Genomic DNA, 14530 nt, shown 5'->3' on the forward strand with positions numbered 1-14530 from the left:
CGAGGTCAAACCATGGCATCCCCCCTCCTTCGTCGCCGCGCTCTCGCCGCGGTGATCGCCGTTGCCACCTGCGCCTCCGTCATGCCGGCTTTCGCGCAGAGCCAGACCGATGAGCTCGAAGATCGCGCGGTCTCGAGCTCGAGTCGTGCGGAAGCGGCGCGCCGTGCGCGCGAGAAAAAGGCGGAGAAGAAGAACGAGTCGACGGCGGCCGTCAGCGCCGCCGTGACGAGCACCAAGTACCCGAACGCGACGCGTAGCGTGGCGGCGGGCAAGGCGTCGGTGAAGGGCACGCCCAAGTTGCAGGCGCTGCTCAAGGCGTTCAACGACGCCAACAATGCCGAAGTGCGTACCGGCGCCGACGCGATCATCGCCGACAGCGCATCGAACCCGTACGAGAAGGCGTTCGCCGCACAGCTCGCCGCGCAGACCGCGATCCAGGCGCAGGACTATCCGGCGGCGCTGCAGTACATCAACACCGCGGTGACGCAGAACAGCCTCGACAACGATGCGCACTTCGGCCTGATGATGCAGCGCGCGCAGGTGCAGATGATGCAGAAGGACTACGCGTCCGCGCTCGCCAGCATCGACCAGTTCCTCGCCGAAACGCACGACACCGCGCCGGAGTCGCTCGTGCTGCGCGGCAACGCGCTGTATCGCCTCGGCCGCTACGCGGAAGCTGCGACGACGTTGAAGCCGGCGGTCGCCGCCGCGCCCGGCCATGCCGATTGGGACCAGCTCCTCGCCGACTCGCTTGCGCGCAGCGGCAACGCAGCCGAAGCCGCGAAGATCGCCGAGACCGTCGCGTCGAAGAATCCGGGTGACAAGCAGGCGCGCTTCAACCTCGTGCAGTCGTACCTGCAGACCAAGCAGACCGACAAGGCCGCGCAGCTGCTCGAGCAGATGCGCAAGGAAAACCAGCTCACCGACGACGCCGACTACCGCCAGCTGTTCGCCATCTACGCGAACATCCAGGGCAAGGAGCAGGAGACGATCGACGTCATCAACGAAGGCATGTCGAAGGGTGCGCTGAAGCCCGACTACAGCGTCTATCTCGCGCTCGCGCAGTCGTATTACTTCTCCGACCAGGTCGACAAGGCGATCGATGCGTATCGCAAGGCCGGACCGCTGGGCAAGGATGGCGAAGCCTACCTCGCACTCGCCGGTGTCCTGCGCAACGAGCAACGTATTTCCGAGGCCAAGGCGGCCGCGCAACAGGCACTCGACAAGGGCCTGAAGCATCCGGAAGACGCGAAGAAGATCCTTGCGCTCTCGGGCAAGTAAACAACGCGCAAGCGGTCACAAGCGCGTAAAAAGCGCTTGGAACCGCTGCCGCCGTTTGGTATATGCTTGCCAGTTCCCACGGGCGTGAACACCCTTGGGTTTGAACCACGCCCGAGGCGCCATGGCGTCCGGAATTCCCTCCTGAGCAATGGCGCATGACGCAAGACTTCTCCCACGCCACTCGTCGTGATAGCGAAGGACTGAACTGGCCTCGTATTGCCGGTGTGTCCACCGCTATCGCCGTGCACGTCGCGGCACTGCTGCTCCTTCTGGTCCCGGCCACCGCGCCGAAGGTGCAGAAGGAAGAAGAGCAGGTCACCGTCGTGAACCTGATCAAGCCGCCGCCGCCGCCTCCCCCGCCGCCGCCGCCGCCGCCGGAACCGCCGAAGCAGCTTCTGCTGAATCCGCCGAAGCAGCAGATCGTGCAGCCGACCCCGACGCCGCCGCCGCCGGACCAGCCGCCGATCGAGAACACCGATCCGAGCCCGGTCGATCCGCCCGCGCCGCCGCCGGCCCCGCCGTCGCCGCCGGCCGCTTCGCCGTCTCCGCCGAACGTCGTGAACGGCCAGGCCAGCGTCTGCAGCAAGAACACGCCGAGCTACCCGCCGGCCGCACTGCGTGAGCAGGCGGAAGGCACCACGATCGTCCAGGTGACGTGGACCGGCGATGGCACCATCACCGATGCCAGCGTTCGCAAGAGCGCCGGCAACCGCGACCTCGACCGTGCCGCGGTCAGCGCGGTCCGCCGCTGGAAGGTCTGCCCCGGCGATCCGGGTACGGCCGTCGTACCGGTGGTGTGGTCGCTGCAGTAAGCGCCCCGCCCCGTCCCGAATTCCAGCCCCGCTTTTTTTGCACCACCTTTCAACTACTCAACAAAGGTAAGCGTCATGCTGCAGGAAACCCTCGCCCAAGCCGCCGCCACCGGAGGCAACGCCGCAAATGCCCTGACGCAGATGGGCCCGCTGCACCTGCTCCAGGAAATGACCGGTAGCCCGGGTCAGTACATCATTTCCTGGGTCGTGCTCCTCACCCTGACGCTGATGTCCGCCATGTCGATCTACTGGATCGTCATGAACTTCATCAAGAACACGCGTCTGCGCACCTCCAGCGACCGCGTCATCAGCACGTTCTGGGAGACCCCGAACGCGCAGGACGCCATCCGTTACATGGAAGAGCAGCCGCGCTTCGAGCCGTTCTCGAAGATCGCGCTCGACGCCGCCCAGGCCGCTGCCCACCACCAGCGTCACGAGGGTTCGCGCCTCGTCGAGTCGCTGAACCGCTCCGAGTTCGTCGACCGCGCCCTGCGCCAGGCCGTCACCCGTGAGTCGTCGCGTCTGGAAGCCGGCCTGACCGTGCTCGCCACCGTCGGTTCGACCGCTCCGTTCGTCGGTCTGCTCGGCACCGTGTGGGGCATCTACGGCGCGCTGATCCGCATCGGTGCTTCGGGCCAGGCGTCGATCGACGCGGTCGCGGGTCCGGTCGGCGAAGCGCTGATCATGACCGCGCTCGGCCTGTTCGTCGCGATCCCGGCGGTGCTGGCGTACAACTTCTTCAACCGCCTGAACCGCGTGACGAACAACAAGTTCGACACGTTCGCGCACGACCTGCACGACTTCTTCGCCACGGGTGCTCGCGTCGGCGAAATCCCGGCCAAGCGCTAATCCCGGTCGAACGCCCTAACCGGAGTCGGAAATGGCCTTCAGTTCAGGCAATAGCAGCGGCCCGATGGCCGAGATCAACGTCACCCCGCTCGTGGACGTGATGCTGGTGCTGCTGATCATCTTCATGATCACGGCACCGCTCATGACCCACAAGGTCAAGGTGGAACTGCCCCAGGCCAACCTGATCAAGCGTGGCGAAGACGTTGCACCTCCGGTGCCGCCGGTCACGCTGACGGTCCAGGAAGACGGGTCGGTGTTCTGGAATGACGAGGCGATCACCAAGAACGCGCTCGAAAGCCAGCTCTCGGTGACCGCGCAGCAGACGCCGCAGCCGCAGATCAACATCCGTGGCGACAAGACGACGAAGTACCAAACGTTGAACGAGTTTGTGCAGATGGCCCAGAAGCAGGGCATGCGCAAGGTCGGCTTCGTCGCCACCAAAGAAAGGTAAGGAATCGCCATGGCTTTCAGCACAGGCTCCGGCAGCGGCCCCATGGCCGACATCAACGTGACGCCGCTTGTCGACGTCATGCTGGTGCTGCTGATCATCTTCATGGTCACCGCGCCGACCCTTTCGTACCCGATCGACATCAACCTGCCGCAGCCGACCCTCAATCCGCCGCCGGTGGACAAGGAGCCGCCGCCGCCCGTGTCGTTGAAGATCGATGCGTCGGGCACCGTGTTCTGGGACAACGCACCGATCCCGCTGAACCAGCTGCAGAACATCATGGTGCAGACGGTCCAGCGCGATCCGACCAACCAGCCGCGTCTGGAAATCGACGTGAATGGTCAGGCCGAGTACGAAGTGCTTGCAAAGGTCCTGGCCGACGCGAAGAACGCGCAGATGGACAAGATCGGCTTCGTCCAGCCGAACGAGTAATCGCAGTACGGCGCGTCAGAATTCGAACAAAGGCGCGCCCAAAGAATCACGCAACACCGCTTACCTTGTTGAAAACGCCACCTCCGGGTGGCGTTTTTTTTGCTTGATCGGACGTGCGAGACGCCGCAACGTTTCCCCACGCGGTGGGCTCGGCGAGCAACGCGCACCACAGCTGCGCGCGCCGACGCGTCGCGGCCATGGTGTCGGGTGCCGATGGATCACATGCAGCCCACGTCGCCGGTCGTGCAGCAACCCGATGTCGAGCCACGAAAGACGGCCACTAGGCCGCGCCTACCGCCTCGCGAATCACGCGCAGATAGCCGGCCACGGTCGGCGCGAGGCCGTCGTAAAGCGCTTCGCCGATCAACGCATGGCCGATCGACACTTCGAGCACGTCGGGCACTCCGCGCAGGAACGCGCCCAGGTTCACCTGGCTCAAATCGTGCCCTGCGTTGACGCCGAGCCCGACGGCCTGCGCGCGCATCGCGACCCGGCGCGCGGACGCGAGGGCGGCTTCTGCAGTCGACGCGGCGAATGCCTCGGCAAATGGACCGGTGTACAGCTCGACGCGATCCGCGCCGACGGTCGCGGCGCGTTCGACGCCGTGGTCGGCCGGCAACGTCGCCGCCTCGGCATCGGCATCGACGAACAGGCTGACGCGGCAGTCGAGCGCCTTCAACGCGGCAATGAGTTCACGCAAACGACCGACGTCCCCGGAGAAATCGAAGCCGTGATCCGACGTGATCTGCGCGTCGCTGTCCGGCACCAGCGTCGCCTGTGCGGGGCGTACCGCTTCGCACAACGCGAGAAAACCCGGGTAGCCGGCGCGCGGAGGCGCGAACGGATTGCCTTCGAGGTTGAGTTCGACGCCGCGTTCGCGCGTCAGCACCGATAGCGCATGGACGTCGTCAGCGGTGATGTGGCGTGCGTCAGGGCGCGGGTGCACGGTGATGCCGGCCGCGCCGGCGTCGAGGCACGTCGCCGCGGCACGCACGACATCGGGTTCGCGCCCGCCGCGCGAGTTACGCAGCACGGCGATCTTGTTGACGTTCACGCTGAGCAGAGTCATGTGCGAATCCTAGCGCGCGGCACGTTCACTAGTGTTGGATCGCGGCGTCGCAGGTGGCCCTGGCCGACGGGATGCGTCGGCCGAATGCGTGAACCATTGGCGCGAGCAGTCGACGTCGTCGGTTGCGCGCGGAACAGGGTGCGATCCACAGTCGGTGCGACGTGACCTCTCGTACAGGAAGTCGGGCACGGCAATTGCGTCGGTATGAGACGTTACCGACACGCACTGCTGCATCGAAAGCAGCAGCGTCCAACATCCGTGGGCGTGAGGGTGGGCGTAGAGCGCCAGTGAGCTGGCTGTCGCCGCGACAACACACGTCGACGCGTCGTCCGCATGCTTCAACGCGCATGCGCCAGCGGCCTTCGGCCACTTCGCACACGCGTCATCGCCCGACCGGTCGCGCGCAACAGTGCAAATCTCGCGAAGGCTGCAACGCGATTGGCGTCGGGCGCGAGTGCCGGCGGACGCTCGGCCCGCTGCGTCAACGACCACGCCGGCAAACCAGCGCGAATGCTCCGTGACCACCATTCACAGGTAGCGCAGCCGCGACAGTTCGCGCGTGCAGGCGATAGCCACCGACACACGGATTGCCGTCGGAATCACGTCATGAAGGACACGGTAACCGCCCGCATCACTCGGCGGCAGGCGGTGCTCCGTCCATCGCTGCGCGCCGGGCTTCGGCCTGTTCGCGCAGGCGGGTCAGTTCCACCGGGTCGATGATCATCGACGCGTCGCCGCTGCGGCTTTCCATGCGCGAGGCCAGCATGCCCATCAGCCAGGCTACGAGCAGCGCCAACGCGACGAGCAGGGCGACGACCATCAGGGCGGTCGAGGCGGTCTTGAAGGCGATGGCCGCGGCGGCGATCGCGAGCAGCAGATAGAGCCAGGACATGCGACGTTCCTCGGGCGAGCAGCCGGAGTGTAGCGCCGCTTGGGGCGGGTGGTGGCCGGTGGGCCGACGGACGCGACCCTCCATCGGCGCCGGGCGTCGGCATCGCTTCCGATCGATGCCCGACAAGAACTCGCTGCGACCCGAACGTCAGGTGTGGGGTGGAACGCGCGCTCTCACGCGCATGACTGCCCGCAGCCACCATGCGGCGACAGTTCCTACAGCAACGGCGACATCAACCGCGCCAGCGCTTCCGGCAGTTTCGTGCGGAAGAACGCGCGACGCCTGTCGGGCCGTACGCGCGGTGCGTTCGACATGTCGTGCTGCAGCAACTCGGCGAGCGTTGCCGCGATGCCGGTGTCGCGGAACAGCATCGACACCTCGAAATTAAGGCGGAAACTGCGGTTGTCGAAATTCGCGCTGCCGATGATCGCGACCTCGTCGTCGCAGAGCAGCGCCTTGGTGTGCAGCAGGCGCGGGCCGTATTCGTGGATGCGCACGCCGGCGGCGAGCAGTTCGTCGAAGTAGGAGCGTGCGGCGAAGGTGACCAGTCGCGAATCGCTGCGGCGCGGCACCAGCAGGCGCACGTCGAGCCCGGCCAGTGCCGCGGACGTCAGTGCCATCATCGCGGCCTCGCCGGGCACGAAGTACGGCGTCGCCAGCCAGACACGCTGGCGCGCGCCGTGGATCGCCGACACGTGCAGGCGATGGATCGCTTCCCACGGGCCGTCCGGCCCCGACACCAGCACCTGCGTCGATACGTCGCCGGGCTCGCTGTCGAGTCGCGGAACGCCCGGTGGTTTCTGTCCGGTCGCGTAGATCCAGTCCTCGAGGAACACCTGCTGCAGCGAGGCGACGACGTCACCTTCCAGGCGCAGGTGCAGGTCGCGATACGCATCGGAGCGCAGGCGCTCGTCCTCGTCGTCGGTGACGTTGATGCCGCCGGTGAAACCGATGCGGCCGTCGATGACGACGATCTTGCGGTGCGAACGCAGGTTGAGCCACGGGCGACGCCAGCGCGCGAGCATCGGGTGGAACCACGCGACTTCGCCGCCCGCGTCGAGCAGCGGCGCGAAGAAGCGACGCCCCAGCCGCGCCGATCCCACCGCGTCGACGAGCAGGCGCACGGTGACGCCGGCGCGGGCGCGTTCGATCAGTGCGTCACGCACGCGCGTGCCGGTGCGGTCCGGCTCGAAGATGTAGTACTCGAGATGCACGTGGTCCTGCGCGCTGGCTATCGCGTCGAGCAACGCGTCGTAGGTCGCGCCGCCGTCGACCAGCAGGCGCACGTCGACGGCGGTCGACGCCGGCATGCGCGTGGTCGCGAGGCCGAGTCGCGTGAGTTCGCGTGACTCCGATGCGATCGCGTTTTCCGGCGCCTCCGGCATGCGTGCGCGGGCGCGTCCGCGGCGCAGGCGCTGGCGCCGGATGCGCTGCGGGCCGAATACGTAATAGACGAGGAAGCCGACGTAGGGCAGTGCGGCCAAGCTGATCAGCCATGCCAGCGTCGCCGCCGGCTCGCGCTTCTGCAGCACGATCCACAGGCCGAGGCCCACCAGGTAGACCAGCCAGCCGGCCAGCAGCCAGGCGCCTAGCCGCGGGTGCGCGGTCACGAGCGCGTCGATCGCGTGGATCAGCGTCAGCATCGGCGCGGCCGCAGTGGCGTGCGTGGGCGGCGGAGCGGGGCGGCGTGCTTGGACGGCATGCGGGACCGGACGGCAGGCACCGGGCGCTCGATCATACGGGCCGCGCGCGACAAGCGGCCGTGACGCCGCCGGTCGCACAGGCTGAGACGTGCGGCCCCGAGAATCCGCCGATGACCGACGCGCGCAAAGCACTGAAACCGATCAAGGGCCGCGGGTCGGCATCGCGCGTGGCCGGCCGGTTCGAGGTCACCACCACGCAGGGCGTCGACGACGGCTGGGGCTCGGTCTACGAGGACCTGGTCGATCCGCCCAAGCTCGCGACCACCGTCACCGAGGAACGCGCGCGCACCATCCTGACGCGCAACCAGTCGCCGGACGTCGGCTTCTCGCAGTCGCTCAACCCGTACCGTGGTTGCGAGCATGGCTGCGTCTACTGCTTCGCGCGGCCGTCGCACGCCTACCTCGACCTCTCGCCCGGGCTCGATTTCGAGACCAAGCTGTTCGCCAAGACCAATGCGCTCGAACGGCTGCGCGAGGAACTGGCCAAACCGGGCTACGTGCCGCAGGTGACCGCGCTCGGCATCAACACCGACGCCTACCAGCCGATCGAGCGCCGCTACGGGATCACCCGGCAGGTGCTGGAGCTGTTCGCGGAGACAAAGCATCCGGTGAGCTTCGTCACCAAGAGCGCGCTGATCGAACGCGACGTCGACCTGCTCGCGCAGATGGCGCGCGACAACCTCGTCAGCGTGCATTTCTCGGTGACGACGCTGGATAACCGGCTCGCATCGAAGCTCGAACCGCGTGCGTCGGCGCCGCATGCGAAGTTGCGTGCGATGAAGGCGCTCGCTGCGGCCGGCGTGCCGGTCGGGGTGATGGTCGCCCCTGTGATCCCGATGATCACCGACATGGAGATGGAGCACATCCTCGAGGCCGCGTACGGGAACGGCGCGCGCGAAGCCGGCTACACGCTGCTGCGCCTGCCGCATGAGCTCAAGGATGTGTGGCGCGAGTGGCTGGAGCTGCATTACCCCGATCGCGCCGCGCACGTGATGAGCCTGGTGCAGCAGATGCGCGGCGGCAAGGACTACCACGCGGAGTTCGGCACGCGCATGACCGGCACCGGTGTGTTCGCGCAGCTGGTGCAGCAGCGCTTCCGCAAGGCGCGAGCGCGCCTGGGTTACGGGCGCTACGGTGAACTCGATGCGAGCCGGTTCACGCCGCCGCGCAGGCCGACGCCACAGGGCGAGCTGTTCTGACCGCAGGGCGCGGCGAGTGCCGAACGCCTACACTGCGTGGACACCGGTGGCGCGCCACCGCCGCATCGCGCTCTACTCGTCGACGCGACGAGATCCAGGGTCCGGCACGCATGCCAGGCCGTCGCAGGGAACTTCCGATGCCGCTGTCCCGATTCATTCAGTCGCACATGGACCCGATCCTCGCCGACTGGGAGCAGTTCGCGCGCCGCAACGCGCCCGAAGGCACGCGCATGACGGACCTCGCGCTGCGCGACCACGCCAAGGACATCCTCACCGCGGTCGCGATCGATCTCGAATCACCGCAGTCGCAGCACGAGCAGTTCGAGAAGTCGCAGGGCGATTCGGACGACGCGAGCGGGCCACGCACGGCCGCGGCGATCCACGGCGCGCTGCGGCAGGACAGCGACTTTTCGCTCCTGCAGCTCAGCGCCGAATTCCGCGCGCTGCGCGCCACCGTGCTGCGCCAGTGGCTGCCGACCGTGCGCGAAGTCGACGAAGAAACGCTGGACGACATGGTGCGTTTCAACGAGGCGATCGACCAGGCGCTCGCGCAGTCGATCGTCGCGTATTCCGAACGCGCCGACATCGCGCGCGATCTGTTCCTCGCCGTGCTGGGTCACGACCTGCGCTCGCCACTTGCCACCGTCGCGATGATCGGCCAGCTGTTGACCGGCACCGGCGTGTCGCCGGCGCAGGTGCACGAGCTCGGCGAGCGCGCGTCGCGTTCGGCGCGCTTCATGCACCACATGGTCGACGACCTGCTCGGGTACACGCGCGTGCAGATGGGCCCGGGCATCCCGACCTTGCGCGTCGAATGCGATCTCGTCGACGTCGTGCATGCCGCTGTTGCCGACGCGGGCGCCACCTTTCCCAAGGCGCGCTTCGAGACCGCCATGCACGGCGACCTGCGCGTCCACGCCGATCCCGTCCGTTTGCAGCAGCTGCTCACCAACCTGCTCGTCAACGCCGCGCAGCACGGTGGCAGCCTGTCCCCGGTATGCGTCGAGGCAGAGGGCACTGCCGATGTCCTTGTCATGCGTGTCATCAACCAGGGGCGCCCGTTGCCGGAACAGGACATCGAGCGCATCTTCAAGCCGCTCGTGCAGCTGCCGGCGGCCGAGACGCGCACCACCAGTCTCGGACTGGGGCTCTACATCGCGCGCGAGATCGCGATGGCGCACGGCGGCACGCTGCGCGTGACCTCCGACATCGAGCGCGGCACGATCTTCGAACTGCGCCTGCCGCGCGAGACCGCCGCGGCCTGATCACAGCGGCTCCGCAACCACTGCGCTGTCCGGCGGCGCGGCCGATCCACTCGCTGGGGCGCTCGGTCAGCCCGGCCGCCGCCAGCGCACCGGAAATCACGAACACCGCTGCGACGGTCATCGCCGGCTCGCTGGCGAAACCCGACAGCGCCTGCTTCGCATCGAGCACGTTGGTCTGCACCAGCGCGAGCAGCGTGAGCGCCGCGGTGACGTCCACGCGCAGGCGCTCGCTAACGAACGGGTAGAGCGCGCCGGCGAGGATCGGCACGAATGCGATCCGGCGGAGGTCCATGGTCGGCTCGGGAATCGTGGCGACGCAGCCATCGCCGCCGGTGCCCGCTGTGCGAGCTCCGTGGACCCCTCCGTCACCCGTGGCCGCTACACTCCGGCGTTTCCGCGAGCCGGCTTTTCCCCCGTGCCCAGCCCCCCGCCGACCGACCGGATGGATCCGACGGCCGCCGCCCCCGCGGCGTGGTTGTCGGCCTGCGCTGCGCCCAGCGCGCTCGTCGACGCAGACGGCCGCGTGATCGCGGCCAATTCCGCATTCACCCGGCGCCTGCATCTCGCCGCAGGCGCGCGCCTGGCCGACCTCGATCCCGCGCTCGCCGATGCATCCGCAATTGCTGCGCCGATCGCGCTCGCCGCGTTCCCGGGTGGCCAGCTGCATGTGCATGCCATCGACGCGACGCATCTGCTCGCGCAATGGCTCGACGCGCCCGCGAACGGGCACGCCGAACAACGCCAGCTGCAGATGTTCGCCGACACCGTGGCGCACGATCTGCGCGCCCCGCTGCGATCGATCGAAAGTTTCGCCAAGCTGCTCGAGGACCGCGCTTCCGAGAAGCTCGACGCCTCCGAGCGCATGCATCTGTCGCGCATCCGCGCCGCCGCGACGCGCATGTCCGGCCTGCTGCTCGCACTCGGCGAACTCTCGCGTGCAGCGAGCGCGCCGATGCAGCCCGCCGAAGTCGACATCTCGATCCTGTGCGAATGGGCGCTGGCCGAACTGCACGACCTGGAACCGGGACGCAGCGTCGCCGTCGATGTCCAGGCCGGGCTGCATGCGATCGGCGACGAACGCCTGCTGCGGCAGATGCTCAAATCGCTGCTGGAGAACGCGTGGAAGTTCACGCGCAACACGGGCGACGCGCGCATCGACGTGCACGGTGAACGCATCGGAAACCGCCTGCGCCTGGTGATCCACGACACCGGCAGCGGATTCGACATGCAGTATGCTCACAAGCTGTTCCAGCCGTTCCAACGCCTGCACGGGTTGGACCAGGGCGCAGGCCACGGGCTCGGCCTCGCCATCGCGCAACGCATCGCGCACCGGCACGGCGGGCACGTGACAGCGGAGTCCACCGAGGGGCAGGGGAGCACGTTCACCGTGGACCTGCCTGCCGCCGACGACTGAGGCGCGGATGCACAAAGAAATCCTGCTGGTCGAGGACAATCCGGACGACGTCGAGCTGACCCGGCTCGCGTTCGACGAGGCCAAGATCGCGAACCAGCTCGCGGTTGTCGGCGACGGTGCCGAAGCACTCGACTACCTGTTCGCACGCGGCCGATTCGCGGACCGCGATCCGGCCGATCTTCCGTCGCTCGTGCTGCTCGACCTCAACCTGCCCAAGGTCGACGGCCGTGAAGTGCTGCAGGCGATCCGCGCGAACGAAGCCACGCGCGCGTTGCCGGTGGTGGTGCTGACCACCAGCACCGAGCCGTTCGACGTCGAAGCCACCTACGCGCTCGGCGTGAACAGCTACATCCAGAAGCCGGTGGATTTCGAGCAGTTCGTGTGGGCGGTCAAGCAGGTGGGCCTGTACTGGCTCGTGCTGAACCACTCACGGCCCTGAGATCCAGCGCGGCGGTCGCCGCGTTCGTGCTGTTGCTCACGTTGCCTGTCGCGTTCGTCGCAATGTTTGCGCTCGCGCCCGCGTGGCGAACGGTTGAAGCGGATGTGCTGGCGGGGCGTTCGGTCGTTCGTGATCGGCGTGGTCTTCGGAGCCGTCGAAGCAGCCTTCGCTGCATGGCGCGATCGCGTTCGCGATGAAACGCCGATCGAACGCAACGCATCCTCAGCGTTCGATGCGTTCGTCCCACGCCGCGCCCGGGTCTTCGCGATACCAGTGTCGCCACCCGTGTCGATATGCGCGCGCGATGTACGGACCGCGCAGGATCGCGGCGTCCGTGTGCGTCGATGCATCGTCGCCCAGCAGATAGACCGCGGCTGCCCACGGCATCACGAACTCACTCGGCATGCGCGCGAGTTCGCGGTCGACGATCGCCGCCGCCTGCTCGACCGAGGTCGCGCGCACGAGGAAACAGGTGTCCGGTCCATCCGGGCCGCCGGTGTCGACATCGTCGGACTCGTTGCCCCAGCGGATCACTTCGTAGAGATGCATCGTGGTCCTACCTGCGGTTGCTTCGATCAGCGCGCGCCGAACAGCGCTTCCGCGCGCTGGAACAGGATCCAGCTGGTGGCGATCACCTTGTCGCCGCCATGCGGGCGGTTGCCGCGGTGCGTATGCGTGAACGCGGCGGGCGCGATCAGCAGTGAACCGGTCTTGGGCACGACCTTGCGGCGCTGGTAGAGGAACTCGGTCTCGCCTTCGGTGAACCCGTCGTTGAGGTAGACCGTCCACAGCAGGTGGCGATGCAGCGTCTCCGCGCTCGCGTCGCGTGGCATCAGCTCGCAGTGCCAGTACGGATAGCCGCCGCGGTCGGCGGTGTAACGCTGCAGGTTGATGCCGCCAGGGCGGAACACCTGCATGAGCAGCGGCGTCAGCGCGTCGTCGTCCATCGCCTGCAGGCGTTCGCCGGTAAGGCGGTGGCGCTTGCCATCCACCTGCGTCTCCAGCATCAGCGGCGCGACCAGCATGTGCGGCCAGCGCCGCAGGTAGGAGCGCAGGCCGGCGACGACGGCTTCGTTGAGCGTGTTCACCACGTCGCGCCAGTCGTCCAGCGTGGAGATGGTGAGGTCCAGGCTGTCCTTCATGTCGGGAAAGACACCGCCGCCGATACGCCCCGGCTGCAGCGCGCCACTGCGCCCGAAACGCTCCACCACCTGCGCGCACCACGCCGGATCGAGCGCGTTTTCGACCACGTGGATGAAATCGTCGGACGGTGCGATATCGTCGGGGCGCATGTGAATGGGGGACGGTCGGCCGGGGTCCGATCCTCGCATGCGGGCGCCGGTTTCGTGGATGAAACACGCGCTCGGGAACGACGTCCGCCGCGCGCTCCGGCCGTTGAAAGCATGGCTGGGCACGGCTTGGCAGGCCCGACCGTGGGCAATGCCGCTGTCACCTCGCGACGATCTTGGTGAATCCCGCCGGGGCGACGTTGCACGAATGAAACGTTTGGCACGTTCCGCCGGGTGCCGCCGCGATCGTCACCGGGAAAACACGTTTCCGAACAACGACTTAAAAACTTGGCACGGGACTGGCTCTAGGGGCGATACCCCGACGGAGTGCGCCCGTGCCCTTTCCCCGCCCTACCACCCTGCTGCTGACCCTCACCGCCGCGTTCGTGGCGGGTCCGGCGTGCGCGGGTGATCCGGCGTCCTCCCCCGCGGGCATGGACGCGGCGCTCGACCAGACGATGGTCGTCGTCCGCGACGTCAATCCGCGCATCGCGTACCGGGGCCCTGCCGACACCACCGACAACCCGGCGCGCGTCACCGCGACCGTGTTCCCCACGCGCGTCTTCAACGACGCGCTCGGCGGTGTGATGGAGTCGCTGGTCGGCGAGGAGTCGCTGGGCGACACCGCACCGACCGCACTGGTGATGACGCACGATCCGCGCCGCTTCGGCGGCGAGATGCCCGAGCTGCGCGGCATGCCCGCCGGTCCGGCGGCGACGCCACTCGGCATGACCGGAACGATCGGCGGTGCGGTGATCGGCGCGACCTCCGGCATCGCCGACACGGTCACCGCGGCGGCGATGCGCGCCAGCGCGATCGGAGCCGGCCCGTGAGCCGCGCGCTGGTGGCGGCGATGCTGCTCGCGCTGGCGCCGCTCGCCGCCGCGCAATCGCGCGACGACAGCCGCATCGACGGCAACGCGGCGGCGGACATGTCGGGCGTCGCCAGCGTCAACGTCGCCGCGGGCGTTGGCAACGCGCAGGCCAACCTGCGTGCGATCGCGATCGGCGACGCCAGCCTTGCACGCGCATTCGGCGCGCAGGCGGTCGACACCAGCGGCGCCGACCTCACGCGCGCCGCGACGGTCACGATCAGCGGCGGCGCGCTCGACAACAGCAACGGCCTCGTCGGCGTGAACCAGGTCGCCGGCGCCGGCAACGCGCAGGCCAACCTGATCGCGATCGGCAGCGGTGCCAGCGCGGGCTTCGTGCAGCAGGTCGACGAATCCGCACTGGCCGCCACCGCCGCGCCGGCGTCGACCGACACCAGCACGTCCGCACCGGTCGGCATGCGCGAAGCGCACATCGACGCCGGCGCCATCGCCGCACCCAGCGGCGTCCTCCAGATCAACCAGACAGCGGGCGTCGGCAATGCGTCGGCGAACGTCATCGTGCTCCAACTGCCGGGGGGCACGCCGTAACCCACGGCAGCTAGGCAG

16 protein-coding genes and 1 pseudogene are annotated in these 14530 nt (G+C 68.1%); 11 read left to right on the forward strand and 6 right to left on the reverse strand.

All coding sequences use genetic code 11. The annotated features are described in order from the left end of the window. Window positions 1-12 precede the first annotated feature (12 nt). From ACKTTN_RS03520 to ACKTTN_RS03540, 5 genes are all read left to right on the forward strand, one after another. Window positions 13-1281: a tetratricopeptide repeat protein gene (locus ACKTTN_RS03520; RefSeq protein WP_407908487.1), complete on the forward strand. Its 1269-nt coding sequence runs from the start codon at window positions 13-15 to the stop codon at window positions 1279-1281. A gap of 224 nt (window positions 1282-1505) precedes the next feature. Next, window positions 1506-2093 carry an energy transducer TonB gene (locus ACKTTN_RS03525; RefSeq protein ID WP_407908488.1) on the forward strand — a complete coding sequence of 196 codons (588 nt, stop codon included), beginning with the start codon at window positions 1506-1508 and terminating at the stop codon, window positions 2091-2093. 75 nt (window positions 2094-2168) lie between these two features. Further along, window positions 2169-2942, forward strand: a complete 774-nt coding sequence (locus tag ACKTTN_RS03530; protein ID WP_407908489.1) for a MotA/TolQ/ExbB proton channel family protein — start codon at window positions 2169-2171, stop codon at window positions 2940-2942. Between the two features lie 31 nt (window positions 2943-2973). After that, window positions 2974-3393, forward strand: a complete 420-nt coding sequence (locus tag ACKTTN_RS03535; RefSeq protein WP_407908490.1) for an ExbD/TolR family protein — start codon at window positions 2974-2976, stop codon at window positions 3391-3393. A 9-nt stretch (window positions 3394-3402) separates the two neighbouring features. Continuing rightward, on the forward strand, window positions 3403-3822 hold the full coding sequence (locus ACKTTN_RS03540; RefSeq protein WP_407908491.1) for an ExbD/TolR family protein: 420 nt from the start codon (window positions 3403-3405) through the stop codon (window positions 3820-3822). Window positions 3823-4102: 280 nt separating this feature from the next. On the opposite strand, the gene ACKTTN_RS03545 is transcribed toward ACKTTN_RS03540, so the two are convergent. From ACKTTN_RS03545 to cls, 3 genes are all read right to left on the reverse strand, one after another. Beyond that, window positions 4103-4891: a pyridoxine 5'-phosphate synthase gene (locus ACKTTN_RS03545; protein WP_407908492.1), complete on the reverse strand. Its 789-nt coding sequence runs from the start codon at window positions 4889-4891 to the stop codon at window positions 4103-4105. A gap of 631 nt (window positions 4892-5522) precedes the next feature. Further along, complete coding sequence (locus ACKTTN_RS03550; protein WP_407908493.1) at window positions 5523-5783, reverse strand: hypothetical protein; 261 nt, start codon at window positions 5781-5783, stop codon at window positions 5523-5525. 215 nt (window positions 5784-5998) lie between these two features. Then, window positions 5999-7426 carry a cardiolipin synthase gene (gene cls / locus ACKTTN_RS03555; RefSeq protein WP_407908494.1) on the reverse strand — a complete coding sequence of 476 codons (1428 nt, stop codon included), beginning with the start codon at window positions 7424-7426 and terminating at the stop codon, window positions 5999-6001. Window positions 7427-7596: 170 nt separating this feature from the next. Between cls and ACKTTN_RS03560 the strand changes: the two genes are divergently transcribed. Together ACKTTN_RS03560 and ACKTTN_RS03565 are read left to right on the forward strand one after the other, a co-directional pair. Next, window positions 7597-8685: a PA0069 family radical SAM protein gene (locus ACKTTN_RS03560; protein WP_407908495.1), complete on the forward strand. Its 1089-nt coding sequence runs from the start codon at window positions 7597-7599 to the stop codon at window positions 8683-8685. Between the two features lie 167 nt (window positions 8686-8852). After that, entirely contained in the window at window positions 8853-9950 is a 1098-nt protein-coding gene (locus ACKTTN_RS03565; RefSeq protein WP_407908496.1) for a sensor histidine kinase, read from the forward strand. Window positions 9951-9987: 37 nt separating this feature from the next. On the opposite strand, the pseudogene ACKTTN_RS03570 reads toward ACKTTN_RS03565, so the two are convergent. Beyond that, window positions 9988-10512 (reverse strand): annotated as a pseudogene (locus ACKTTN_RS03570) (SLC13 family permease); the annotation flags it as partial. Between ACKTTN_RS03570 and ACKTTN_RS03575 the strand changes: the two are divergent. Beyond that, window positions 10393-11364, forward strand: coding sequence for a sensor histidine kinase (locus tag ACKTTN_RS03575; protein ID WP_407908497.1), 972 nt, complete (start codon window positions 10393-10395; stop codon window positions 11362-11364). The pseudogene ACKTTN_RS03570 and the gene ACKTTN_RS03575 overlap by 120 nt on opposite strands. Before the next feature lie 7 nt (window positions 11365-11371). Beyond that, entirely contained in the window at window positions 11372-11803 is a 432-nt protein-coding gene (locus ACKTTN_RS03580; RefSeq protein WP_407908498.1) for a response regulator, read from the forward strand. Between the two features lie 222 nt (window positions 11804-12025). Here ACKTTN_RS03580 and ACKTTN_RS03585 read toward each other — a convergent pair whose 3' ends face one another. Together ACKTTN_RS03585 and ACKTTN_RS03590 are read right to left on the reverse strand one after the other, a co-directional pair. Further along, window positions 12026-12352 carry a hypothetical protein gene (locus ACKTTN_RS03585; RefSeq protein ID WP_407908499.1) on the reverse strand — a complete coding sequence of 109 codons (327 nt, stop codon included), beginning with the start codon at window positions 12350-12352 and terminating at the stop codon, window positions 12026-12028. 26 nt (window positions 12353-12378) lie between these two features. Next, the gene (locus ACKTTN_RS03590; RefSeq protein ID WP_407908500.1) at window positions 12379-13095 is read right to left on the reverse strand and encodes a 2OG-Fe(II) oxygenase; all 717 of its coding nucleotides are present in this window, start codon (window positions 13093-13095) and stop codon (window positions 12379-12381) included. A gap of 332 nt (window positions 13096-13427) precedes the next feature. Here ACKTTN_RS03590 and ACKTTN_RS03595 point away from each other — a divergent pair, with 332 nt between their 5' ends. Both ACKTTN_RS03595 and ACKTTN_RS03600 read left to right on the forward strand, forming a co-directional pair. Then, a complete protein-coding gene (locus ACKTTN_RS03595) occupies window positions 13428-13925 on the forward strand; it encodes a hypothetical protein (protein ID WP_407908501.1) in 498 nt (165 codons plus the stop codon). Further along, entirely contained in the window at window positions 13922-14512 is a 591-nt protein-coding gene (locus ACKTTN_RS03600) for a hypothetical protein (RefSeq protein ID WP_407908502.1), read from the forward strand. Before ACKTTN_RS03595 ends, ACKTTN_RS03600 begins: the two co-directional genes overlap by 4 nt. The last annotated feature ends 18 nt before the right edge of the window (window positions 14513-14530 follow it).

This window comes from Lysobacter claricitrinus (assembly GCF_045866565.1).
In the GTDB taxonomy this organism is placed as follows: Bacteria; Pseudomonadota; Gammaproteobacteria; order Xanthomonadales; family Xanthomonadaceae; genus Cognatilysobacter; species Cognatilysobacter claricitrinus.